At 64.5% G+C, this 23,181-nt stretch carries 18 protein-coding genes; 8 read left to right on the top strand and 10 right to left on the bottom strand.

Going from position 1 to position 23,181, the window contains the following annotated elements; all coding sequences use genetic code 11:
• Nucleotides 1-105: 105 nt before the first annotated feature.
• Complete coding sequence (locus EKH81_RS09340; protein ID WP_132058280.1) at nucleotides 106-1,536, bottom strand: aldehyde dehydrogenase family protein; 1,431 nt, start codon at nucleotides 1,534-1,536, stop codon at nucleotides 106-108.
• Nucleotides 1,537-1,686: 150 nt separating this feature from the next.
• Here EKH81_RS09340 and EKH81_RS09335 point away from each other — a divergent pair, with 150 nt between their 5' ends.
• Both EKH81_RS09335 and moaC read left to right on the top strand, forming a co-directional pair.
• Nucleotides 1,687-3,189 carry an NAD(P)H-hydrate dehydratase gene (locus EKH81_RS09335; RefSeq protein WP_132058279.1) on the top strand — a complete coding sequence of 501 codons (1,503 nt, stop codon included), beginning with the start codon at nucleotides 1,687-1,689 and terminating at the stop codon, nucleotides 3,187-3,189.
• Complete coding sequence (gene moaC / locus EKH81_RS09330) at nucleotides 3,182-3,676, top strand: cyclic pyranopterin monophosphate synthase MoaC (RefSeq protein ID WP_132058278.1); 495 nt, start codon at nucleotides 3,182-3,184, stop codon at nucleotides 3,674-3,676. The genes EKH81_RS09335 and moaC overlap by 8 nt, the downstream gene beginning before the upstream one ends.
• Nucleotides 3,677-3,697: 21 nt before the next feature.
• Here the strand turns inward: moaC and EKH81_RS09325 are convergent, their stop codons facing one another.
• The 4 genes from EKH81_RS09325 to EKH81_RS09310 form a co-directional block, all read right to left on the bottom strand.
• Complete coding sequence (locus tag EKH81_RS09325; RefSeq protein ID WP_132058277.1) at nucleotides 3,698-4,573, bottom strand: ABC transporter permease subunit; 876 nt, start codon at nucleotides 4,571-4,573, stop codon at nucleotides 3,698-3,700.
• On the bottom strand, nucleotides 4,570-5,505 hold the full coding sequence (locus EKH81_RS09320; protein WP_132058276.1) for an ABC transporter ATP-binding protein: 936 nt from the start codon (nucleotides 5,503-5,505) through the stop codon (nucleotides 4,570-4,572). Before EKH81_RS09320 ends, EKH81_RS09325 begins: the two co-directional genes overlap by 4 nt.
• Nucleotides 5,506-5,602: 97 nt before the next feature.
• Nucleotides 5,603-6,898 carry a GTPase HflX gene (hflX, locus tag EKH81_RS09315; RefSeq protein WP_132058275.1) on the bottom strand — a complete coding sequence of 432 codons (1,296 nt, stop codon included), beginning with the start codon at nucleotides 6,896-6,898 and terminating at the stop codon, nucleotides 5,603-5,605.
• The gene (locus tag EKH81_RS09310; protein ID WP_132058274.1) at nucleotides 6,895-7,251 is read right to left on the bottom strand and encodes a DUF2209 family protein; all 357 of its coding nucleotides are present in this window, start codon (nucleotides 7,249-7,251) and stop codon (nucleotides 6,895-6,897) included. The genes hflX and EKH81_RS09310 overlap by 4 nt, the downstream gene beginning before the upstream one ends.
• A 404-nt stretch (nucleotides 7,252-7,655) precedes the next feature.
• Here EKH81_RS09310 and EKH81_RS09305 point away from each other — a divergent pair, with 404 nt between their 5' ends.
• Nucleotides 7,656-7,976 carry an FUN14 domain-containing protein gene (locus EKH81_RS09305; RefSeq protein ID WP_132058273.1) on the top strand — a complete coding sequence of 107 codons (321 nt, stop codon included), beginning with the start codon at nucleotides 7,656-7,658 and terminating at the stop codon, nucleotides 7,974-7,976.
• Nucleotides 7,977-8,081: 105 nt separating this feature from the next.
• A complete protein-coding gene (locus tag EKH81_RS09300) occupies nucleotides 8,082-9,167 on the top strand; it encodes a DUF7972 family membrane protein (RefSeq protein ID WP_132058272.1) in 1,086 nt (361 codons plus the stop codon).
• A 32-nt stretch (nucleotides 9,168-9,199) separates the two neighbouring features.
• Here the strand turns inward: EKH81_RS09300 and EKH81_RS09295 are convergent, their stop codons facing one another.
• The 3 genes from EKH81_RS09295 to EKH81_RS09285 form a co-directional block, all read right to left on the bottom strand.
• The gene (locus EKH81_RS09295) at nucleotides 9,200-9,925 is read right to left on the bottom strand and encodes a ribosome assembly factor SBDS (protein WP_132058271.1); all 726 of its coding nucleotides are present in this window, start codon (nucleotides 9,923-9,925) and stop codon (nucleotides 9,200-9,202) included.
• A 115-nt stretch (nucleotides 9,926-10,040) separates the two neighbouring features.
• Nucleotides 10,041-10,490, bottom strand: a complete 450-nt coding sequence (locus tag EKH81_RS09290) for a UPF0179 family protein (protein WP_132058270.1) — start codon at nucleotides 10,488-10,490, stop codon at nucleotides 10,041-10,043.
• A gap of 25 nt (nucleotides 10,491-10,515) precedes the next feature.
• Nucleotides 10,516-10,938: a DUF5820 family protein gene (locus tag EKH81_RS09285; RefSeq protein WP_132058269.1), complete on the bottom strand. Its 423-nt coding sequence runs from the start codon at nucleotides 10,936-10,938 to the stop codon at nucleotides 10,516-10,518.
• 617 nt (nucleotides 10,939-11,555) lie between these two features.
• Between EKH81_RS09285 and EKH81_RS09280 the strand changes: the two genes are divergently transcribed.
• The 4 genes from EKH81_RS09280 (at nucleotide 11,556) to EKH81_RS09265 (ending at nucleotide 19,291) form a co-directional block, all read left to right on the top strand.
• Entirely contained in the window at nucleotides 11,556-13,619 is a 2,064-nt protein-coding gene (locus EKH81_RS09280; RefSeq protein ID WP_132058268.1) for a PrkA family serine protein kinase, read from the top strand.
• A gap of 110 nt (nucleotides 13,620-13,729) precedes the next feature.
• Nucleotides 13,730-16,000: a PrkA family serine protein kinase gene (locus EKH81_RS09275; RefSeq protein ID WP_238392167.1), complete on the top strand. Its 2,271-nt coding sequence runs from the start codon at nucleotides 13,730-13,732 to the stop codon at nucleotides 15,998-16,000.
• Nucleotides 15,991-17,301 carry a YeaH/YhbH family protein gene (locus tag EKH81_RS09270; protein WP_132058267.1) on the top strand — a complete coding sequence of 437 codons (1,311 nt, stop codon included), beginning with the start codon at nucleotides 15,991-15,993 and terminating at the stop codon, nucleotides 17,299-17,301. The genes EKH81_RS09275 and EKH81_RS09270 overlap by 10 nt, the downstream gene beginning before the upstream one ends.
• A gap of 1 nt (nucleotide 17,302) precedes the next feature.
• A complete protein-coding gene (locus EKH81_RS09265; protein WP_132058266.1) occupies nucleotides 17,303-19,291 on the top strand; it encodes a SpoVR family protein in 1,989 nt (662 codons plus the stop codon).
• 584 nt (nucleotides 19,292-19,875) lie between these two features.
• Here the strand turns inward: EKH81_RS09265 and EKH81_RS09260 are convergent.
• Entirely contained in the window at nucleotides 19,876-21,078 is a 1,203-nt protein-coding gene (locus EKH81_RS09260; protein ID WP_132058265.1) for an amidohydrolase, read from the bottom strand.
• Between the two features lie 90 nt (nucleotides 21,079-21,168).
• Nucleotides 21,169-23,142, bottom strand: a complete 1,974-nt coding sequence (locus tag EKH81_RS09255; RefSeq protein WP_132058264.1) for a serine hydrolase domain-containing protein — start codon at nucleotides 23,140-23,142, stop codon at nucleotides 21,169-21,171.
• Nucleotides 23,143-23,181: the final 39 nt, after the last annotated feature.

The following is a 23,181-nucleotide window of genomic DNA, read 5'->3' as shown; positions in this document are numbered from 1 at the left end:
TGTACTTATAAACTACTCACGACAGATGAAACAGCGGAAACGGTGGTTCCATTGTGATACGAGACCGGCCTGCTACGACACGAGACCGGGACTCCCACCGAACCCCTACAACACGATGGACTTCTTCCGGACCATCTCCTCGATGGTCGTGTGAAGCCCCTGTCGGCCGATACCGGAGGCTTTGTTCCCGCCGAACGGCACGTCGCCGAGACCGTGGCTCGGCGCGCCGTTGATTCGGACAGCGCCCGCATCGAGTTTGTCGGCCAGTTCCATCGCGCGGTCGTAGTCCGCGGTAAAGACCGAGGCGTCGAGCGCGAGGTCCCCGCGGTTCGAGATTTCGATGGCCTCCGCCTCGGTCTCGAAGGTCGTGACCGCCGCGACGGGACCGAACTGCTCCTCGTGGACGATACGGGCGTCGTGGGGCACGTTCGCCAGCAGGGTCGGTTCGAACATCTGCCCATCTCGGTCGCCGCCCCGGACCAACTCAGCGCCCTTCTCGACCGCGTCCTTGACCAGTTCTTCGACCCACTCGGCCTGTCCCTCGTCGATGAGCGGCCCCATCGTGGTGTCCTCGTCGAACAGGTCGCCGGGATACCAGCTATCCATCTCGGCTTCCAGCAGGTCCACGACCTCGTCGTGGACCGACTCGTGGGCCACGACTCGGCTCACGGCCGAGCATCGCTGGCCCGCGTACTTGAACGACCCCTTGGCGCACTCGCCCGCGACCTTCGAGAGGTCGGCGTCGGGAAAGACCACGGCGGGCGCGTTTCCGCCCAGTTCCATGTGGAGGTTCACCATGCCGCTCTCCTTGGCGACGTGGCGGCCCGCCGCGCTCGACCCGGTCATCGAAATCATGTTGATGCGGTCGTCGCCCGAGAGCACGTCGCCGATGACGCTCCCGCGTCCCGCGACGAAGTTGAACGCGCCGTCGGGCAGGTCCAACTCCGAAACCACGTCGGCCAGAATCGCCGCGCTGACCGGGGTGTCGCTCGCGGGCTTCAGAATAACGGAATTACCGGCCGCCAGCGCGGGCGCGACCGAGAGCGCGGTGGTCGAGAGGGGGTAGTTGTACGGCGTAATCGCCAGCACGGTGCCGATTGGCTCGGGCTTGACGATGGCGTTCCATCCCTCGTGGCCCGCGGTCGTGCCTTCGCGGAACTCGCCTTTCAGCGACCGGGCTTCCTCCTTCGCGCGCCGGAACCGCTCGGCCGCCGATTCGACCTCGCCGCGCGCTGACGAGATGGGCTTGCCCGCCTCGCGGACGATGACCTCGGCGAGTTCCTCCTTGCGTTCGAGCAGTCCGTCCGCAATCTCGTCCATCCAGTCTGCACGCTCTGGGATGGTCGTCTCGCGCATCGCAGATTGAGCGCGCTGGGCCGCCGCGAGCGCGTCGTCGGCGTGTTCCGGACTCGCGGCCGCGACTTGCGCGAACGTGCCGCCGTCCGCGAGGTCGGTCACGTCGAGCGCGTCGTCGGCGTCGCGCCACTCGCCGTCGATGTAGAGACGCTCCCGGCGTTGAAGTGGTTGCTGTGACATACGTGCCTCTTGGGCCCCCGCGCGTAAAATATTTACTCAACAGCGGATTAACGCTGATTTCGGCTTTTCGGGACCTTCGAGTCCGACGAGAGGTCCCCAACGGGCCGCACGACGGGAGGATTTAACGCCGTCCCGACCGAACGCCCGGACATGATTTCGTCCGAGCGGATGGCACAGGTGGACGAGAACGCGGCCGCACTCGGCGTCCCCCGAAAGCAGTTGATGGAGTCGAGCGGCAACGCGGTCGCGCGCGAGGTGCGCGCGACCGCGAAGCGTGACTCTCCCGACGCGGACCGCGACTCTCCCACCGACGACCGCCACGCGCGCGTGGCGGTCGTCGCGGGGCGCGGAAACAACGGCGGCGACGGCCTCGTCGCCGCCCGGTTCCTCGCCGAGCACGACGTATCGGTCCGCCTGTTGGGTCGCGCGGAAACCATTTCGACCGACATCGCCCGGCAGAACTGGGACGCGCTCAAGCAAGCCGACTTCGACTGCGAGGAAGTCACCGACTCCAAGAGCCTCGACCTCCCCGACGCCGACGTGTTCGTGGACGCGATGCTCGGGACCGGCGTCACCGGCGCGCTCCGCGAACCGGAAGCGACCGCCGCGGAACAGATGAACGACGCTGATGGCACGGTAATCGCGGTGGACGTGCCCTCCGGAATCGACGCCGACACCGGAGACGCCGCGGGTCCCGTGGTCGAGGCCGACCGCGTGGTCACGTTCCACGACGAGAAACCCGGTCTCGGCGCGCTCGACACCGACGTGACGGTCGCCGACATCGGCATCCCGGCCGCCGCCGAGCGATACGTCGGACCGGGCGACATGCGCCCGGTCCGACGCGGACCGCCCGCCGCCGACGCGGACCCGCGAGTGTTCGTCATCGGCGGCGGGCCGTACACGGGGGCACCCGCGCTCGCGGCCCAAGCCGCGCTTCGAGTCGGGGCGAACCTCTCGTTTGTCGCCGCGCCGGAGACCGTCGCGGGCGAGATTCAGGGCTACGCGGAGGATCTCATCGTCCAACCCTACGACGGGAATCGGCTCACGCCCGAGGAGGTGCCGGACCTCGTGGACACCGCCGAGCGCTACGACGACGTAGTCGTTCTCGGACCAGGCCTCGGTAACGCCGACGAAACCCTCGATGCCGCCGCGCAGTTCCTCGAATCGTTCTCCGGAAAGGCGGTCGTAGACGCCGACGCGCTCCCCGCGGTCCCCGAGGTCGAGACCGATGCCACACTCGTCTGCACGCCGAATCGCAAGGAGTTGGCGAAGATGGGCGGTCCCGAAATCGAACGGGCGGACGCGCTCGCCGACAGCGCCGACGAAATCGAGGCGTTCGCGGCCGACCTCGGCCACGTCGTCGTCGCGAAGGCGAAAGACGACGTGGTTTCGGACGGCGAGGAAACTCGAATCTCGCGTGTCGGCACGCCCGGCATGGCGGTCGGCGGCACCGGCGACACGCTCGCGGGCGGTCTCGCGGGCCTGCTCGGCGGCCACGACCCCTTCGAATCGGCGTGCATGGCGGCCTACGCGAACGGGCGCGCTGGCGAACTGCTCGCCGACCGCCACGGGGGCCTGCTGGCGTCGGATTTGCTGGACGTGCTTCCGCGGGCCGTGTGGGGCGCGTCTGATGGAGGTGCGACCGATGAGTGATAACAACGACGACGCGGAACTGACTCACACCGACGAGGAGGGCGAGGTCCAGATGGTGGACGTGGGCGACAAGCCCGACACGTCCCGCCGGGCGGTCGCCGCGGGCGAAATCCGCCTCCAAGCAACCACCATCGAAGCAATCCGGGACAACGCCGTCGAGAAGGGCGACGTGCTCGCCACCGCCCGCGTCGGCGCGGTCCAAGCGGTCAAGCACACGTGGGAGACGATTCCGATGTGCCACCAGATTCCCATCACGAACGTCGAGACGGCGTTCGACCTTCACGACGACCGGGTGATGCTGGAAGTCGCGGTCGAGACGACCGGGAAGACGGGCTGTGAGATGGAGGCCTTAGAGGGCGTGACGACCGGGCTGAACGTGGTTTGGGACATGGTGAAGGCGGCCGAGAAGGACGACGATGGCCAGTATCCCGACACCGCAATCGACCGCGTTCGGGTCGTGCAGAAAGAAAAGAAGGTGCTGGAGTAGCGGAATCGAAAAGCGCGCGAACTACAGGTCGGCGTCGCGGAATCGCAGGTACCCGAGCGCAACTGGGACCACGGTCCACGCGCCGAGGATGACGAACATGAACCAATCTTCGAGGTAGAACGGGACCGGGCCGGAGACCTGACCGGTCAACGCGGCTGCACCGCCGCCTCCGCCAGTTCCGCCGCCCGGTCCGCCTGCGCCACCCGGAGGTCCGCCGCCGAGCGCCGCATCAACCAACTGTCCGAACGCCACCGAGGGATTGAGATGCTGAATCAGCATCTGCCACGCCGGAACGGTCGCGCCGGGCGTCGGCAGACTCCCCGTCCGGAGGTACGTAATTCCGAGCGGGACGAGGTCCCACAGGAGCGCGAACACGAAGAACAGGCCGATAGCGAGCGCCATCGCCCGCGAACGCGTGGCGGTCGCGGCCGAGATGCCGACCGCGATACCTACGAACGCCACGCCGAGCGCCGCGGTCAGCAGCGTCACCGAGACGAACTCCGAGGGCGCGAGTTCGCCGTAGACGACCAGAGTGACGACGCCAGCGACGAGAAACCCCGCGACGATTCCGACCACGACGACTCCGGCGCGACCCACCAGCTTGCCTATCGTCACGTCCAACCGCGAGTGGGGCGCGCCGAGCAGGATTTTGATGCTCCCGGACTCGCGCTCTCCCGCGATTGCGAGGTACGCCGCGACGAGCGCGGTCACCGGCACCAGCGTCTCGGCGAGGTCCGCGGCGATGCCGTAGCCAGCCACCGGGTCCGCGACATCGAGCAGGTCCGGAACGAGTGCGGACACCGCCATCAGCACCGCGAACAGGCCGATGATTCCCCACAGCATCCGCGACCGGAGGGCGTCCTCGAAGTCCTTCCGGGCCACGACGCTCCAGCTCACGCTCGGACCTCCTCTTCGCTTTCCGCGCCCCGTTCGGTCGTGTACGCGGTGAACAGGTCCTCCAGCGAGGACTCGCTGGTGGCGATGTCTCGCACGGTCGCGCCTTCGGCCCGGACGCGGTCGATGACCGCCAGTTTCGCCTCCGGTTCGAGGCAGGTCGCCCGAATCGTGCCGTCTCGCGCGGTCAGACTGCTCACGCCCTCGATAACCAGCGTCTCGATGCCCTCGGGAACCGAGTCCACGGCCAGTTCGATGCTCGACCCGGTTCCGGTGGAGTCGCGCAGGCCGTCGATGGTATCGACCGCGATTAGTCGGCCGTTCTGCATGATTCCGACGCGGTCGCAGACCGCCTCGACCTGCCCGAGGACGTGGCTCGAGAAGAACACCGTCGTCCCGTCGTCGGCGAGTTCGCGGACGATTTCTCGGACCTCGCGCGCCCCGTTCGGGTCGAGACCCGTCGAGGGTTCGTCGAGAATCAGGAGGTCGGGGTCGCCCACGAGGGCCATCCCGAGGACGAGTCGCTGTGCCATCCCCTTCGAGTAGCCCCCGACCGGGCGCTCGGCGTCCTCGCCGTCGAGTCCGACCAGTTCGAGGATTCTTCCGGGGTCGTCGCTCGCGTCCTTCGAATCCACCATGAACTCGACGTGCTTCCGACCCGAGAGGCGGTCGTACAGGCCGTACCCCTCGGGGAGGATGCCCACGCGCTGGTGAATTTCGGTCGGCGACTCCTGTGCATCGTAGCCGAGAACTCTTGCCGTGCCAGCGGTCGGGCGCACGAAGTCGAGCAGCATGTCGATGGTCGTGGACTTGCCCGCGCCGTTCGGCCCGAGGAAGCCGAACACCTCGCCCGCTTCGACCGTGAGGTCGAGCTCCTCGACCGCGCGCACGTCGCCGAATCGCTTGGTCAGCCCCTCGGTTTCGATGACTCCCATGTGATTGCCCCCATGCCGCCGGATACATCGAATCCGTAATTATAGCTATTTGTCGGTTCGAGGGGGGAGCGCGCGGCAAAAAATCGAGGCGGCTCTATCAGGCCGACATCGCGGACGCCAACTCCCCGGCCTTCGCCCGCGAGCGCTCCACGATGGAGGGCCGGGCTTCGAAGTCCACGACGACCTCGTCGTTCGCGTAGGTCACGTCCTCGACGCGGGCGTGGTCGTGGAGCCACGACACCACGCTCATGGTGTCGTCGGTCATCGGGAGGACGAGCTTCTCGCGCTTCCAGTCGGGGAGTTCGACGTCGATGCGCGACCGGAGGTCATCGAGGTTGAGCTGAGATTTTCCCGACACCGCGATGGGGTCGGGCGCGAGCGCCGAGAGCGCCTCGCGCTTCTCTTCGAGTTCCTCGTCGCTCACGGCGTCGATTTTGTTGAGGACGGTCACGATTGGGGCCTCGTTGCGCTCGTAGAGGGTGTCGTGGGAGGTGATGAGTTTGTCCCGAATCTCGTCGATGGGTTCGCTCACGTCCACCACGAGCAGGACGAGGTCGGCGTAGTACACCGCGTCGAGGGTAGATTTGAACGATTCGACGAGCCAGTGGGGCAGGTCGCTGATGAATCCGACCGTGTCGGTCAGCAGTACGTCCCGGCGGTCCATGTCCATCTTCCGAGTCGTGGTGCCGAGCGTGGTAAACAGGCGGTCTTGGGCTTCGGCGGTCGTATCCAAATCGGGGTGGAGCTCGTCGTTCTCGCCGAGTTCGAGGTCGGCCGCGAGGCTCTGCATCAGGGTGGACTTCCCGGCGTTGGTGTAGCCCGCCATCGCCACGAGGTCGAACCCCGATTCCCGGCGGCGGTCCCGGCGGTCGGCCTCGGTCCGAGCGATGGAGTCGAGTTCGGCCTTGATGTTGCTAATCTGGTCTTTGATGTCCTGCTCGCGGCTCTCGTCGTACTCGCCGAGTCCCATGAATCCGGGGCGCTCGTCGCGCTTGGCGAGGCTGGTCTTGGCCTCAGCGCGCGGGAGTTCGTACCGGAGTTCGGCCAACTCGACCTGTAACTGGGCTTTGCGCGTCTGAGCGCGCTGGCCGAAGATTTCGAGGATGAGCCGGAATCTGTCGATGACTCTGGTCCCCTCGGGGAGCTTCTGACCGAGGTTGTACGTCTGGTACGGGCCGAGCTCGTTGTCGAAGACGACGATTTGTGCACCGGTCTCTGCGACCGCGGCGGCGAGTTCGTCGGCTTTCCCCTCGCCGACCTGTAGCGCGGCGTCTTCCTTGCGAACTTGCGTGAACTCGGCGACGACCTCGTAGCCCGCGGCGCGGGTCAGGTCGCGTATCTCGTCGGTGTCCGGCGTGCCTGAATCGACTCGTTTTACGATTATCGCTGTCATAACAGTAGCTTGCGGGCGGCGTACGCGGCGTGATGTGCGGCCTCCACTGTCTCACGCTGAGCTATGCTTTCGACGTACTTGAACTCCGTGTCGAAAAACTGCGCGACCTCCCACTCGGGTTCCTCGTAGAACTCGCCGCGCTCGGCGACGACGGGACCCTCGGGCGGGAGCGGGAGGTCGTCCACCGCGTCGGCGACGACCTCCGCGACGTTCTCGAAGGTGGGTTGGCCGCGGCTGGTGGCGAACCCCATCCCCTCGACGCGTTGGAGATAGGTCGTTCTCACCGTGGCGTGGACCGCGGCGGCGACCATGAGGTACTCGCCTGCTTCCTCGTGGCGGCCGCTCACGTCCACACCGACGACCTCAGCCTCGCCGGCCCTTCACCCCGGTTGGCGCACGCACCCCGTCCATATCCACGGGTACGCCCCCATCCCTTTTGAATCCGACGAGAAACATAACCTCGATGAAGTGTATTCGAACAGACGTAGGTCGCCCGTTTTTCCACCGAAACCGCGCTGGCCGACTGTTCCACGGGAGTACACCGCAATCCGCCGCGAACGAGGAGCGAAGCGACGAGTGAGCGGGCCAAGGAACCTTCGAAGGAGGAGTGCGGCGGCTTGCCGCCGCATCTCCGACTGAGGAGGTGACGCAGCGCTTTTGATCAACCTTTTGCCAGCGCCGCCGCGCCCGTGGCGCGGCAAGCGCAGCAAAAGGTTGGTCCACAAAAGCCTTAAGCTATCATTGAGGGAATGGAATTATGGACGTAGGTCTGGACCCGCAGCAACTCGGCCTCGAATTCGGTTCGGGTGCCGTCATCGGTGCCGTCATCGGCTTCGCCGCGAAGAAAATCGCGAAGCTTCTCGCGGTCATCGTCGGCATCGAACTCGCGCTGTTCAAGTTCCTCGAATCGCGCGGCATCCTCACGGTCGATTGGGACCGCCTCAGCGCCGGGATACTCAAGACCGGCGAGGCCGCCCAGGGCGGCCAACCGCCGTCGTGGGTGACGAGCATCCTCTCGACGCTCTCCATAGGTGCCGGGTTCACGGGCGGCTTCCTCGTCGGCTTCCGGAAGGGGTAACGAATCACTCCGTCCATCGCTTCTAAAGGGCGAACGAATCGCGACGAAACACCCGACTAACTGGCCGCAATAGCAAAACGGCAAGGTGTCGAGAGTTGCTGGACGATGGACCTCTCAGACTCCGAGATTGCCGAAAAAGGAAGCGAGGCACTCCAGAGCGGCACTGAGGAACTCGAATCGAGGCTCATTGACCCCGGCGAACATCCGGTAAAACGTTGGGTCCTGCTAGACGGTGAGAGGTGGAAGGTCAGTTTCACGATTCTTCTCCTGGTCGCAGTGGCGCTTACAACTCTCGGGACGATTTGGCCGTTCGAAGTGAGACAACTTCTCACCGAGACGAACACCGTACAGACGCTCTTCAGCACGCTTCTATCGGGGATTATACTGCTCGTGTCAATAGTCGTGTCGATTAATTCTATAGTTCTTTCGGAGGAACTCGGCTCTATCGGTAACAAGCGCGAACGCGTGGACGAGTCTCTCACGTTTCGCAGAGACCTCGAAGATTTGACTGGCTCAGGCGTCAGCCCGGCGAAACCCGCGGCGTTCCTCCAGATTATCATCGATACAATTCAGTCGAAGGCAACCCAGCTATCCGAAATTGCTGACCAAAGCGAGGAGGAGCAGTTCAAAGAGGCGGTCAACGAGTACGTCGAGCGCATCATGGCGGACACGGAACAGGCAACCGATACTCTAGAAGACGCGACGTTCGGAACTTTCAACGTACTCAAGGTAGGGTTGAACTACAACTACTCGTGGCAGATATATGCCGCCCGTCGACTCCAGTCGGAGTACGGTGACGCGCTATCCGACGAGGGACGCGAACCGTTCGACGAACTGGTGGACATCCTGGAATTTTTCGCCACGGGCCGAGAGTTCTTCAAATCACTGTACTTCAAACGGGAACTCTCGAACCTCTCGGGCACTCTGTTGTACGTCTCGCTCCCAGCTATCCTGTACACCTCCTACGTCCTGCTCGCGTTGGACGCGAATTTAATTCCCGACGTTACCGTGTTCGCAATTTCACCGTTACTCGTGTACGTCAGCGTTGCGTACACTATCGCTCTTGCACCGTTCGTCGTCTTGACCGCCTATATCCTCCGAGCAGCGACGGTGGCCAAACGAACGCTTACTTCTGGGCCGTTCATCCTTACTCAACGGAGCGACGAGGACCTCGACGACGAAGCTCTCTGAAGGAGGTCGGTTTCGCCGACGTATGGACGGTGTCACCGCGTCTTGAGGTCGTCCTCGTCCTTGATGATGCGAGTCTCGGCCGCGCCGCTCGTAATCTCGTTTACGTGGTCGTAGAACTCGTTTTGCATCCCCGCGGGGAACGTCAGGACGCCGACCCACGACCCGTCGTTCTGCCACTCCTCGCGTTCGAGGTCGCCGAACTGTCGAATCTTCGACTGGGCGCTCCCGGCGTAGTCGGCGGGCACCTGCACCGCGATGGTGACCTCGTCGAATCGGATGGGGATGACCGGCCGGAGGGCTTCGAGCGCGTCGTCCACCTGCGTTTCGACCGGTTCCATCGGGTCCACCCGGAAGTCGGTCTCCTCCAGCGCGCTCTCGATGCGCTCGGGCGGGTGGGGGGCGTTGTCCATCTGGGGATTGACCGCGTTGCGCGTGATGCGGTTGATGAGATTCTTGTGCTTCTGCTCCTGCATCTCGCGGCGCTGTTCGGCGGTAATCTGTATCTCCCCGCGCTCGATGACCTCCGGGATGATTTCGAGCGGGTCGGTCGTGCCGAACACCTCCTCCAGCGCGGTTTCGGCCGGACGGTCGCCCCTGCTCGCGTTCTCGAACACGTCCTCGGCCGCGATGACATCCTCCAAGTCGCCGTCGAACTCGCCGCGCTTGATTGCGAGCGCGGCGTCGGGGTCTACCAGCACTTCGAACCGCTCGCCGTGGGATTCGAGGCGCGCGGTCACTGCCTCATCGAGTGGTATCATACCCTACGGTAGTTCCCCCCGACTAAACAACTTTTTCCTGCGCGCCGTCGGGTGTTCGATTTCGGTCTGGCGGTCGATTCGAGCGAGACGTGCGGAGAGCCGTTAAAAAAGCCGCTCACTCCTCGCTGGCCGCGAACTCCACGAGCGTCAGGTCCCGGTCGAGCATGCAGTAGTCGTGGGGTGGTTCGCCCAGTTTCTCGGCGATTCGATACTCCTCGTCGAACTCGACGCCGGTCGGTTCGCAGTACTCGTGGCTCGGGCACTCGGTGTGCGGACACGGTCCCGCGAGACTCGCCTTGCTTCCGGCGTAGGCGTTCTTCGAGGGGATGTTGGCCTTCGTGCCGACCGTCTCGACTTCGACCGCCGAGACGCCGGTATCGTGGACGCCGCAGTCTAAGGTCTGGGCACCCTCCCGAACGTCGGTGACGCGGTAGCGCACCCCCTCGGAGAGATTCAGACACTGCGTTCGATACGGACAGCCCTCGCAGGCCGGGGCTTCGCCACGGTAGACGAACTCCTGTCCGGGTTCGGCGAGGCGGGTCCCGACGAGCGTGATGGATGACATGGACGGTCGTACGCGGGCCGGGCGGTTAAGCCCCTCGTCCCGTCAGTTCGTCGAGTCGGTCGAGGTACGCCTCGCGAGGCACTTGATACGCGCCCCGGTAGTCCAGTTCGCCGCGAGCGAACTTCGCCGCGAGTTCGCTCGCGGCGTCGAGCGCGGCCTCGCGCGAGTCGTACGTCCGGGCGCTCGTCACCTCTACCTCGGGTTCGAGGAAGAACTGGACTCGCCACACGTCCGGAGTGGTGACTTCCGCCTCGCCCGGCGGTCGGTTCGGCGCGCCCGCAGCGATGAACAGCGTGGGGAGACACGCTGCGGGAAACCGTTCGGTGTCGAACACGTCGGGTCGGTACGCGAGGATTCGCCGTCCGCCGGGTTCGTCGTTCCAGACGGTCCACCCCTCGGGAAGGCCGTCGGCCGGGCGGCCGTCCTCGGATACGGCGTCGTCGGTCATACCTGAGCGTTGAACGGTGCGGGGTAAGGTCTTGGCGGTCTGTGCGACCTCGTGATGCGATTCGATTCCGGCGGTCGAGAACCCCGAACGCGAGCGCGTCGGTCGCTCTTCGCGATGGTGTATTTAAATAGGCGATTCGGTCGGAAGACGCCCGGTTCGGCGCGCGCGACCGACGCCCGCCTCTCGTGTTAATCGACCGGGTTCAATAGAGTTGGCATAACGTAAATAGCGTGTGAACTGTAGCAACAGATATATGTTCTCTCAAGTCTTCTATTAAATAGTATCGGTGGTAGTAACCCACACGGTACACGGTAACACCTACCAAAACCCATTCACGTCCGACCGATTTAGTCGCCCTCTGCCGTCTGGCCGCAGTGAATGGAGTGGGGATGGCACGCACATGAACGGCCAGCTACAGGGTGCCCTGCTGGGTGGCAGGGTCGCGCGAAAGTCCGGGATGAAAATCATGGCACACATAGCCACGGGTCCGGGGCGAACTCCGTGTTTCGTCGGGCCGTCAACCATTAGTACGTGCGGAACCACCACATATTCCGACCGCGAATTCGGTCGCTATCTTGCGTTCTGTCTCCGCTCTCCCACCGAACAAACGTGATACAATGACGGAAACACTCGAAGAACTCAGCCAGCGCTACCAAGAATCGATGCCCGAAGACCTCCGGGAAATCAAGTCGTTCGACTGGTATCTCGACGAGGTGTACGCCGACCCGAAGGTGGCCCGCAACGCCCACCAGCGAGTCGCCGACATGTTCGACTACTACGGCACCGAGTACGACGAGGACGCCGGAGTCGTCGAGTACCTGCTCGCCTCCGAAGACCCGCTCCACGACGGCGAGAACACCTTCTACGGCCACGAGATACACCGCGCGATGCACGAGTTCGTCAACAAGGTCAAGTCGGGCGCGCGGGGTCTCGGCCCCGAAAAGCGCATCAAACTCCTGCTCGGTCCCGTGGGGTCCGGGAAATCCGACTTCGACCGGCAGGTCCGCAAGTACTTCGAGGACTACACCCTCCGCGACGAGGGCCGGATGTACACCTACCGGTGGACGAACCTCTGCGACGTGATTCACGACCAAGACCCTGCCGACGACGTGGTTCGGTCGCCGATGAATCAAGACCCCCTCGTGTTGCTCCCGGTCGAACAGCGCCAGCGGGTCATCGACGACCTGAACGAGCGCCTCGACGCGCCGTACACCATCAAGAACGAGCAGAGCCTCGACCCCGCGTCGGCGTTCTACATGGACGAACTCCTCGCGCACTACGACGACGATATCCAGCAGGTCCTCGAAAATCACGTCGAAATCATCCGGCTGACCGCCGACGAGAACAAGCGCCAAGCCGTCGAGACGTTCGAACCCAAGGACAAGAAGAATCAGGACGAGACCGAACTGACCGGCGACGTGAACTACTCGAAAATCGCCATCTACGGCGAGTCCGACCCGCGGGCGTTCGACTACTCGGGCGCGTTCTGTAACGCGAACCGGGGCATCTTCTCGGGCGAGGAACTGCTCAAACTCCAGCGGGAGTTCCTGTACGACTTCCTCCACGCCACGCAGGAACAGACCATCAAGCCGAAGAACAATCCCCGAATCGACATCGACCAGGTCATCGTGGGCCGGACGAACATGCCCGAGTACCGCGACAAGAAGGGCGACGAGAAGATGGAGGCGTTCAACGACCGGACCAAGCGCATCGACTTCCCGTACGTCCTCGAATACGACGAGGAGGCCCAAATCTACCGGAAGATGCTGGGCAACGCCGACGTTCCCGACGTTCACATCGAACCCCACGCGCTCGAAATGGCCGGACTGTTCGGCGTCCTCACCCGAATCGAGGAACCGGATTCCGAGATGGTCGGCCTGATGCAGAAGGCGAAAGCGTACAACGGCGAGAGCGAGGAGGCCGACGACATCGACGTGAAGAAGCTCCGCGAGGAGGGCGAGGAGAACGCCGATATCGGCGAGGGCATGGAGGGCGTTTCGGCACGGTTCATCGGCGACGAAATCGCGGAGGCCATCATGAACTCCACCCACCGCGACAGGGGCTTCCTCAGCCCCCTCTCGGTGTTCAATCACTTCGAGGAGAACCTCGAAAACCACGGCTCGATTCCGGAGGAGAACTTCGAGACGTACTACCGCTACCTCGAAATGGTGCGCGAGGAGTACAAGGACCGCGCCATCGAGGACGTGCGCCACGCGCTCGCCTACGACATCGAGGAGATACAGCGCCAAGGCGAGAAGTACATGGACCACGTCATGGCGTACATCGACGACGACACCGTCGAGGACTCGCTCACGGGCCGCGAACAGGAACCCGACGAGAGCTTCCTCCGGGCGGTCGAGGAGAAACTCGACATCCCGCGCGACCGGAAGAACGACTTCCGTCAGGAAGTGAGCAATTGGGTCTCCCGTCGCGCCCGCGAAGGCTCGCCGTTCGACCCGCAGGACAACGACCGGCTCCGACGCGCGCTGGAGCGCAAACTCTGGGAGGACAAGAAGCACAACATCAACTTCAGCGCGTTGGTGTCGGCCAACGAGATGGACGACGACGAACAGAACGCGTGGATAGACGCGCTCATCGACCAGGGTTACTCGCGTGAGGGCGCCAAGGAGGTGCTCGAATTCGCCGGGGCCGAGGTCGCCCGCGCGGAAATGGAGGACTAATCGTGGCGACCGGCCACGACGACCGCTCGCGGCGTTCGTCGTCGGGCGAGGACGCCCGCTCCCGCGAGAACGCTCCGGGTCGCGAGGACGCCCCGTCCGGCGAGGCGTTCATCGAGGACGCCGACCGCGAACTCCGCGAGACTTACGAAGAGCCGATGAGCCTCGCGGAGTACGTCGAGGGAGCGTTCGAGAACCCGACCGTCGCCGCCCACGCGAGCAAGTACCTCCTCGACGCCATCGAGTCGATGGGCACCCGAACCGTGGTCGAGGAGGGCGAGGAGAAAGAGCGCTATCGCTTCTTCGACGACCCGGCCAACGACGGCGAACACGCCGTCCTCGGGAACACCGAAGTTCTCAACGCCTTCGTTGACGACTTGCGCTCTATCGCGGCCGAGCGCGGCAAGGGCGAGAAGATAATCTGGTTCGACGGCCCGACGGCGACCGGCAAGTCCGAACTGAAGCGGTGTCTCGTGAACGGACTCCGCGAGTACTCGAAGACCGAGGACGGCCGCCGGTACACGATGGAGTGGAACATCGCGAGCGCGAGCGGCGGTCGGAGCCTCTCGTACGGCGACGACCGCGCGGTCGCCGACGAGGAGAACTGGTTCGCGAGTCCGGTCCAGTCGAACCCGCTCACGGTGTTTCCCCCCGAGGTCCGCGACCGGATTCTGACCGAGATGAACGACCGCCTCGACGACCACATCGACGTGCGAGTCGATAGCGAACTCGACCCGTTCAGCCGCGAGGCGTACGACTACCTCGAAGAGCAGTACCGTCGGATGGGCGAGGACGACCTGTTCTCGGCCATCACGGACCCGAACCATCTCCGGGTCAAGAACTACGTCGTGGATATCGGACAGGGAATCGGCGTCCTCCACTCGGAGGACGCCGGACCGCCCAAGGAGCGACTCGTGGGGTCGTGGATGCGTGGGATGCTACAGGAGCTCGATTCGCGCGGGCGCAAGAACCCCCAGGCGTTCAGCTACGACGGGGTTCTCTCGCAGGGCAACGGCCTGCTGACGGTGGTGGAGGACGCCGCCCAGCACGCCGACCTGCTCCAGAAACTCCTGAACGTGCCCGACGAGCAGACCGTGAAACTCGACAAGGGCATCCAGATGGACATCGACACCCAGTTGGTCATCATCTCGAACCCCGACTTGGAATCCCAACTTAATCAGCACGCCGAGGCCGGCGGCAAGGACCCGCTCAAAGCCCTGAAGCGCCGCCTCGACCGCCGGAGTTTCACCTACCTCACGAACGTGAGCCTCGAAGCCGAACTCATCCGGCGGGAACTCACCAACGAGACCGACGTGTGGCGCGCCGAGAGTTACGACGAACTCGAAAATCGCATCCGCGAACCCCTGTCGGTGCAGGTCCGAAACGACGACACCGACGGCGTCTCCCGCCGGGAAATCGCGCCCCACGCCGTCGAGGCCGCCGCGCTATACAGCGTCGTGACCCGACTCGACGGCGACGACGTGCCCGCGGGTCTCGACCTCGTGGACAAGGCGATGCTGTTCGACCGGGGCTACCTGCTCGACGGCGACGACCGCCTCGACAAGGACGACTTCGACTTCGGCGACGGCGGCGACGACGGCGACCAGGGCATCCCGGTGACCTACACCCGCGACACCCTCGCCGACCTCCTCAACGAGGAGAGCGACCGCGCCCACGCCGAGTACGCGGTCGAGGAGGTCGTGATGCCCCGCGACCTCCTCAACGCGATGGCCGAAGGCCTGTCCGGCGCACCCGTCTTCTCGACGGCCGAGCGAACCGAGTACGAGAATCGGCTCGTCCCGGTGAAAAACTACATCTTCCAGTGTCAAGAGGAGGACGTTCTCGACGCCATCATGGCCGACAAGCGCGTGGACGAGGAGACGGTCGAGGAGTACATCGAACACGTCTACGCGTGGGCGACCGACGAGACGGTCGTGAACGACCGGGGCGACGAAATCGAACCCGACGCGCTCAAGATGAAGGTGTTCGAGACCGAGCACCTCGGGCGATTCTCGCCCGAGAGCTACGGGAGCGAACACGACCCCGCGCCCGCGGTCGAGGAGTTCCGGCGTAACAAGGTCATCACCGCGCTGAATCGCCACGCGTGGGAGAACCGGAACGACGACTTCCAGGTGAGCGACATCGACCCGAAGGAGATTCCCATCATCAAGACGGTGCTGGCGAACTACGACTGGGACGACGTGCGCCGCGTGTACGAGGACTTCGACCCCTCGCAGTGGTCGGACCCGCCGAGCGACACCGAGACGGCCACGGTGAAGGCCGAAACCATCGAGAATCTGGTCGAGATGTTCGGGTACTCCGAGGCGTCGGCCGAACTGACGAGCCAACACGTCATGAGTCAGGTGAGCTACAAATGGGACTGAGAGAGGACCTCGAACGCTACCGCGAAGTCGGCGAGGAGAAGCGCGAAGACCTCGCGGACTTCATCCAGTACGGCGATTTGGGACAAAGCCTCCCGGACGAGATACGGATTCCCATCAAAATCGTGGACCTTCCGGAGTTCGCCTACGACCGCCTCGACAAGGGCGGTATCGGTCAGGGCGACCCCGACGTGGGCGACCCGGTGGGCCAGCCTCAACCGCAACCGGGAGACGACGGCGACGACGGCGACGAACCCGGCGAGGAGGGCGGCGACCACGACTACTACGAGATGGACCCCGAGGAGTTCGCCCAAGAGTTGGACGACGAACTCGGCCTCGATTTAGAGCCGAAGGGCAAGGAGGTCATCGAGGAGAAGGAGGGCGACTTCACCGACATGACCCGGAGCGGTCCCGACAGCACGCTCGACTTCGAGCGGATGTTCAAGGAGGGGCTGAAACGAAAGCTCGCGATGGACTTCGACCCCGAGTACGTCAAAGAGGCGCTCAAAATCGAGGGGTGGGGTCCCGACCGCGCGTTCGAGTGGGCGCGCGAGGAGAACATCAACGTCTCGAAGCACTGGCTCGACGAGCAGTACGACGCGATTCCGGCCGACGAGCGCACCACGTGGGCGAGCATCGACGAGATGCAGGAGAACACCCGCCACCGGAGCGCCGCCCAGAAGATAAAGGAGGAGGGCATCCGCCACGTCCCGTTCCGGCGCGAGGACGAGCGCTACCGCTACCCGGAAATCGTGGAGGAGCGCGAGAAGAACGTCGTAGTCGTCAATATCCGCGACGTGTCGGGGTCGATGCGCGAGCAGAAGCGCGAACTGGTCGAGCGCACCTTCACGCCGCTCGACTGGTATCTGACCGGCAAGTACGACAACGCGGAGTTCGTCTACATCGCCCACGACGCAGAGGCGTGGGAGGTCGAACGCGACGAATTCTTCGGCATTCGGTCGGGCGGCGGCACCAAAATCTCGTCGGCGTACGAACTCGCCGCCGCGATTCTGGACGAGCGATACCCGTGGGCCGAGTGGAACCGCTACGTGTTCGCGGCGGGCGACAGCGAGAACTCCCGGAACGACACGAGCGAGAACGTCATCCCCAAGATGGAGGAGATTCCCGCGAACCTCCACGCCTACGTCGAGACCCAACCGGACGGAAAGGCCATCAACGCGACACACGCCGAGGAGGTGGACGAGCACTTCGGCGACTCGGAGGCGGTGGCGGTCAGCTACGTCAACGGTCCCGACGACGTGACCGACGCCATCTACGAGATTCTGAGCACGGAGGCCGAATAGCATGAGTCACCGACCCCACACCCGGAAGGCCGCAGAACCGCTTCACGAACCCGCCGCAGAGGCGCGAAATCTCGCCCACAAGCTGGGTCTCGACCCCTACGACGTGAACTACTGGGTGGTCGATTACGACGAGATGAACGAACTCATCGCGTACAACGGCTTCCAGGAGCGGTATCCCCACTGGCGGTGGGGAATGCAGTACGACCGCCAGCAAAAGCAGGGCCAGTACACCGGCGGGAAGGCGTTCGAAATCGTCATCAACGACGACCCCTCCCACGCCTTTCTCCAGGAGTCGAACAGTCTGGCCGACCAGAAGGCGGTCATCACCCACGTCGAGGCCCACTCGGACTTCTTCGCGAAGAATAAGTGGTACGGCATGTTCGCCGACGACCTCGACGCCGCCGCGATGCTGGCGCGTCACGCAGACCGCATCCGGGGCTATATGGCCGACCCGGACATCGACCGCGAGGCGGTCGAGCAGTGGATAGACAGCGTGCTGTGTCTGGAAGACAACATCGACCAACACGAGCCATTCAAGCGCCAGTACGAGCGCGCAATCGGCGACGACGTCGATGACGCCGACGCTGATCTCGCCGAGAGACTCGACGAGATGGACCTGAGCGACGAGGTGAAACGGCAGGTGTTCGACGAGGAGTGGCTCGACGCCCAAGAGGAGGCTCCTGCCGACTTGGACGACCCCGAGAAGGACGTGCTGGCGTTCCTCCGCGAACACGGCAAGGCGTTCGACGCCGAGACCGGCAAGGCGGTCGAGATGGAGGAGTGGCAGACGGAGATTCTGGAGATGCTCCGAGCCGAGTCGTACTACTTCGCGGCCCAGAAGGTCACGAAGGTGATGAACGAGGGGTGGGCCGCCTACTGGGAGTCGATGATGATGGGCGAGGAAGCCTTCGCGGGCGACGACGAGTTCGTCCAGTACGCCGACCATCAGGCTCGCGTCCTCAATTCTCCCGGACTCAACCCCTACAAACTCGGCAAGGAGCTGTGGGAGTACGTCGAGAACACCGAGAACCGCCGGGAAGTCGTCCGGAAGCTCCTCCGTGTGGACGGTATCACGTGGCGGAACTTCCACGACACCGTGGACTTCGACCGAGTACAGGACCTGCTCGCGGCCGACCCCGCGCTGGATTCGATTACTGCCGAGACCGTGGGCGACCTCGAATCTGTGGACTCCAAAAAAGTGGACACCGAGGCGCTGGAAGCGGCGAAACAGGGAGACATCGACGTGGACCGATACCCGTGGAAGGTGCTGACCTACGAGGGGCTGGCCGAGCGCCACTTCTCGCTCTGCAAGCCGCAGAACCGGGGATTCCTCCGGTCTATCTCCCAGACCAAGCTCGAACAGTACGCCCGGTATCTGATGGACGACGCCCGGTACGACTCGGTCGAGGCGGCGCTTGCCGACGTGGACTACGCCGCGGGGTGGGACAGGATGCGCGAAATCCGCGAGAGCCACAACGACGTGACGTTCCTCGACAGCTTCCTCACCCCGGAGTTCGTCACCGACAATCGGTACTTCACCTACGAGTTCAGCCAGACGACGGGCGACTACCGCGTGGCGAGCACGGACTACGAGGACGTGAAGAAGAAGCTGATGCTCCAGTTCACCAACTTCGGCAAGCCGACCGTCGCGGTGTACGACGGTAACTACAACAATCGGAACGAACTCCTGCTCGGCCACCACTACAACGGCGTGATGCTCGACATCCAGCAGGCCAAGGGAACCCTCGAACGCGTCTTCGACCTCTGGGGACGCCCGGTGAACCTCAAGACCATCGTGAAGGAGGTCGATGATAGGGACGCGGAGATTGCTCGGCGGCGGGACAGGGAGCCGGACCCGGAGGAGGTCGGGAAGTTGCTTCGGTACGATGGTGATGAGTTCACGATGGAGGACTTGGCGTGGAGCGAGGTGGAGGAGATTGCGGCTACCGAGGTGGACTACGACACGAAGCCCGACGAATGGCTGGCGTGAGAGTGGATTATTTGGATTTCGATAAGTTCGAAGGCAGTTACTCCCTTGGTGTGCACGAACGACCGCACTGCTGAAAATTGCACCCCGGCGCGAAGCTAGCTCGCACGATACATATGAGAACCGCACAGCACCGCGACCGCAGGCCACACCCTCCCCAACCGATTCGCTCACTCCCTCCGGTCGTTCACTCATCCCTCGCGCGCTTTGGGCGCGACCCAAAACAGCCGGGTCGCGCCAGCGCGCGCCGGGTGGAACGTCAAACATCGAAACAGCCGGTGACACAACCGCCGGAAACGCCTCGATGGTCCAGACCACGGGGAGGGACTGAAAGGGGCCGGGCGCTCGCGCTTGTCTTGGTCGTCTGACCGACCTCTATCCGCGCCGGGCGTTGCTGAGAGGCGCGGATATGTCGGTCAGCGACCGCGAGCGTCCGGGGGCTTTCTACAATGTCACTGTGGTTTCTGCGTCAGTTCGTGGCGAGCGTCCGGGGGCTTTCTAAAACCTCACTGCAGTTTCTCTGCTGATTCGTAGCGACCATCCAAAAATCCCCAAAGAAAACCCTTCACAAACGTTCTACCCCCGATTCACCACGCGTAATCCTCACGCGGGTCCACGTCGTCACGCTCACTGTCGTACACTCGCTCGCCGTCCACGAACACCTGCTGGGCGTCCGAGGAGAGTTCGAACATCGGGCCGTCCCAGACCACCACGTCGGCGTCAGTGCCCTCGTCGAGCGTCCCCACGCGGTCCTCGATGCCCAGAATCTCGGCGGCGTTGCGCGTCACGGTTTCGAGCGCGGCGTCCTCGGGTAGACCCTCGCGCACCGCGAGTCCGACGCACACGTCGAGATGCTCTTGGGGCAGGACCGGCGCGTCGGTCTGGATGGCGACCTTCACGCCTTCCTCGTGGAGGATGCCCGCGGTCTCGAAGGTGATGTTGCGGAGTTCGTACTTGCTCGCCGACGAGATGGTGGGACCGACCACCGCGGGCACGTCGCGGGCGACGAACTCCTCGGCGACCGCGTGGCCCTCGGTCGCGTGCTCGATGGAGAGATTGTCGATGCCGAACTCGTCGGCGATTCGGAACACCGTCATGATATCGTCGGCGCGGTGGGCGTGGACTCGGAGCGGGAAGTCGTCCTTCACGACTCGGGCGAGGTTCTCCATTCCCAAATCGCGCTCGAAGGGGTCGCCCTCCTCGCGGGCGTGGTCGCGCCTCTCGGCGTAGTCCTCGGCTTCCATCAGCGCCGCTCGGAGTGTGGCGGCCACGCCCGAACGCGTTCGGGGTTCGCGGTCGTAGTTCTCGCCGTGGACGCGCTTGGGGTTCTCTCCCATCGCGGCCTTCATGCCGTCCTCGGCGATGAGCATCCGGTCGGCGACGGTGCCGTAGGTCTTCATCGAGCAGATGACGCCGCCGATGACGTTCGCGCTCCCCATCCGGGCCGAGACGGTGGTGACGCCGCCCTGGAAGGCGTGTTTGAGTTCTTCGTCTCGCGGGTGGAAGCCGTCGAGCGCGCTGACGTGGGGCGTCACCGGGTCGGTGAACTCGTTCACGTCGCCGTCGTTGGGTTGTGCCCACTCGCCCATCCCGGCGTGGCTGTGGGCCTCCACGAGACCGGGCGTGACGTGCATCCCCTCGGCGTCGAAGACCTCGGCGTCTTCGGGGACTTCGACCTCGTCACTGTCGCCGACCGCGGCGATTTCTCCGTCGTCAAGGACCACGGTGCCGCCCTCGATGGTTCCCTGCTCGGTGACCGTGTGAACCGTTCCATTGATAATTGCTTTCACACCACGGACCAGTGAAGGTGACTGTATCAGTATTTCGGTTCGAAGTAGTTCGGTGCGGCCGGCGTGTGGCCGATGTGCAACGACGCGACTTCAGAACGGCACGAGCAGATTCCAGTACCACAACTGCCAGCAGAACACCGCGAGCATGACCGTCAGAATCGTGTAGTGGACCCGGCCGACCAGCCCCCAGAAGCGGTCGCGCCACGCCAAGACGGCGAGCGCGAGGACGCCGAGCGTCGAGAGTCCGATTAGGGGCGGAACTGCGCGCAGGGCGTCCAACAGCGTCGAACCGTACAGAATGGCCGACTGGTCGGTGACGACCAGCCACGCGAATCCCGCGACGAAAACCCCGGCGAGGAGTCCCGCGAACCCGGCCAGCCACCGGGCCGCGCGCGGCGCGTCGTCCCCGGGCGGGCGACCCTTCCACGACCGGCGGAACGCCAGCAGCGGCCACGCGATGACCGCCGAAGCGAAGACGAGGAGCGCGCCACCGAACAGACCGAGTTGCATCTGCGTGGTCTCCCACGGCGCGATTCGCTCGAAGCTCTGGAGCGCCGCGCCGTCGAAGAACAGGTAGGTCACTTCGCCGTCTTCGACCCGGAAGGCCATCCGACCGTCGCCGCCTCGCTCCTCGAACACCGTGGACCCGTTTCGGACCCACCGCGTCGGGTCCTGTCCGGGAAGGTTCACCACGAGGTCGCCGTCGTTCGCGCTGACCTGAAAGTCGGCACCGATTGCGCCCACCTTCTCGTAGCTGGAGTACGGAATCCTCGTCTGTCGGTACGACCCCTCGAACACAGACAGTGCCGGACGGTCGCCGCCGTCGGCGGCGACCGTCTCGTTCTCCGGAAGCGCGCCGATGACGTTTTCGGAGCCAGCGGTCCCGCTCGCAGTCCCAGTCTCGTCCTCGGGGTAGAACCGGTCCACGAACGAGTCGAAGAACTCCTCGCGGGCGGCGGCCCCGCCGGCGCTGTTGTACGAGACGAACACCCCGAGGTCGCGCTCGGGCAACAGCCAGAGGCCCGAGTGGAACAGTTCGGTGTCGCCGCCGTGACCGATGATTCGCTCGCCGTTTCGGCTCTGCTCGTAGAAGCCGAACGCGACCCCGTTCACCGCGGGGTGGTTGGTGAACTGCTGGCGGTGCATCTCGCGGGTCGCGGATTCGGAGAGGATGCGCGAGTCGTCGTATTGTCCGCCCTCCAAGTGGGCGGTCATGAAGTTCGCCATGTCGGTCGCGGTGGCGCTCATCGACCCCGCAGGCGGGATGCCGACTGTCTCGAAGTCGCCGCGCTCGAACTGCCCGTCATTGTACCGATAGCCGTGCGAGAGGTTCGCCCGGAGGTCGGCGGGCACCGGCTGTGCGAACGTGCTGTCGTCCATCTCCAGCGGGCTGAAGATGCGCCGGTCGGCGTACGCGCCGAACGTCGCGCCGGTCTGGCGGGCCGCGACGTGCCCGGCCAGCGCCGCGCCGTAGTTTGAGTAGGAGGTGACCTCTCCGGGCGGGCGGACGCGCGCCGGAACGTCCTGAAGGCTCTCGCCGAGCGGACGCACGTCGTCGGGCGACTCGACGAACGTGCCGCGGTACTGCTCCTCGAAGCCAGCGGTGTGGGTCGCGAGGTGGTCGAGCGTCACCGGGTCGTCGTAGGTCGCGGGCACTCGAACCCGGTCGAGATACCGATTCACGTCGGCGTCGCGGTCGAGCGCGCCCGCTTCGACCTGCTGCATCGCGGCGGTCCACGCGAACAGTTTCGAGACCGACCCGACGCGGAACAGGGTGTCGTTCGCCGAGACGGGGGTTCGATTCTGTCGGTCGGCGTAGCCGTACCCCTCCGCGAAGAGGAGTTCGCCGTCCTTCACGACCGAGACCGTCGCGCCCGACACGTCGTGTTCGCGGAGGTCCTCGGCCATCGCGTCGTCCACGAACGCCTCGACTTCCTCGCGGGATTCGACGCCCTGCGAGTCTTGTGTCGCTCCGACCGAGTGTGTAGCAAGCCCGACTCCGGCCTGCGAGAGAACGAGCGCGAAGATTGCACAGACGACGAGGAGTCGCTTCGTCCGAGTCATGGCGGAGCCACGACGGCCTGCTACTTAGAAGTCGTTGGA

Source organism: Halorussus amylolyticus, assembly GCF_004143485.2.
Taxonomy (GTDB): Archaea; Halobacteriota; Halobacteria; order Halobacteriales; family Haladaptataceae; genus Halorussus; species Halorussus amylolyticus.
The sequence above is the reverse complement of the archived record's forward strand: the minus strand, read 5'-3'. Positions and strand labels throughout refer to the sequence as shown.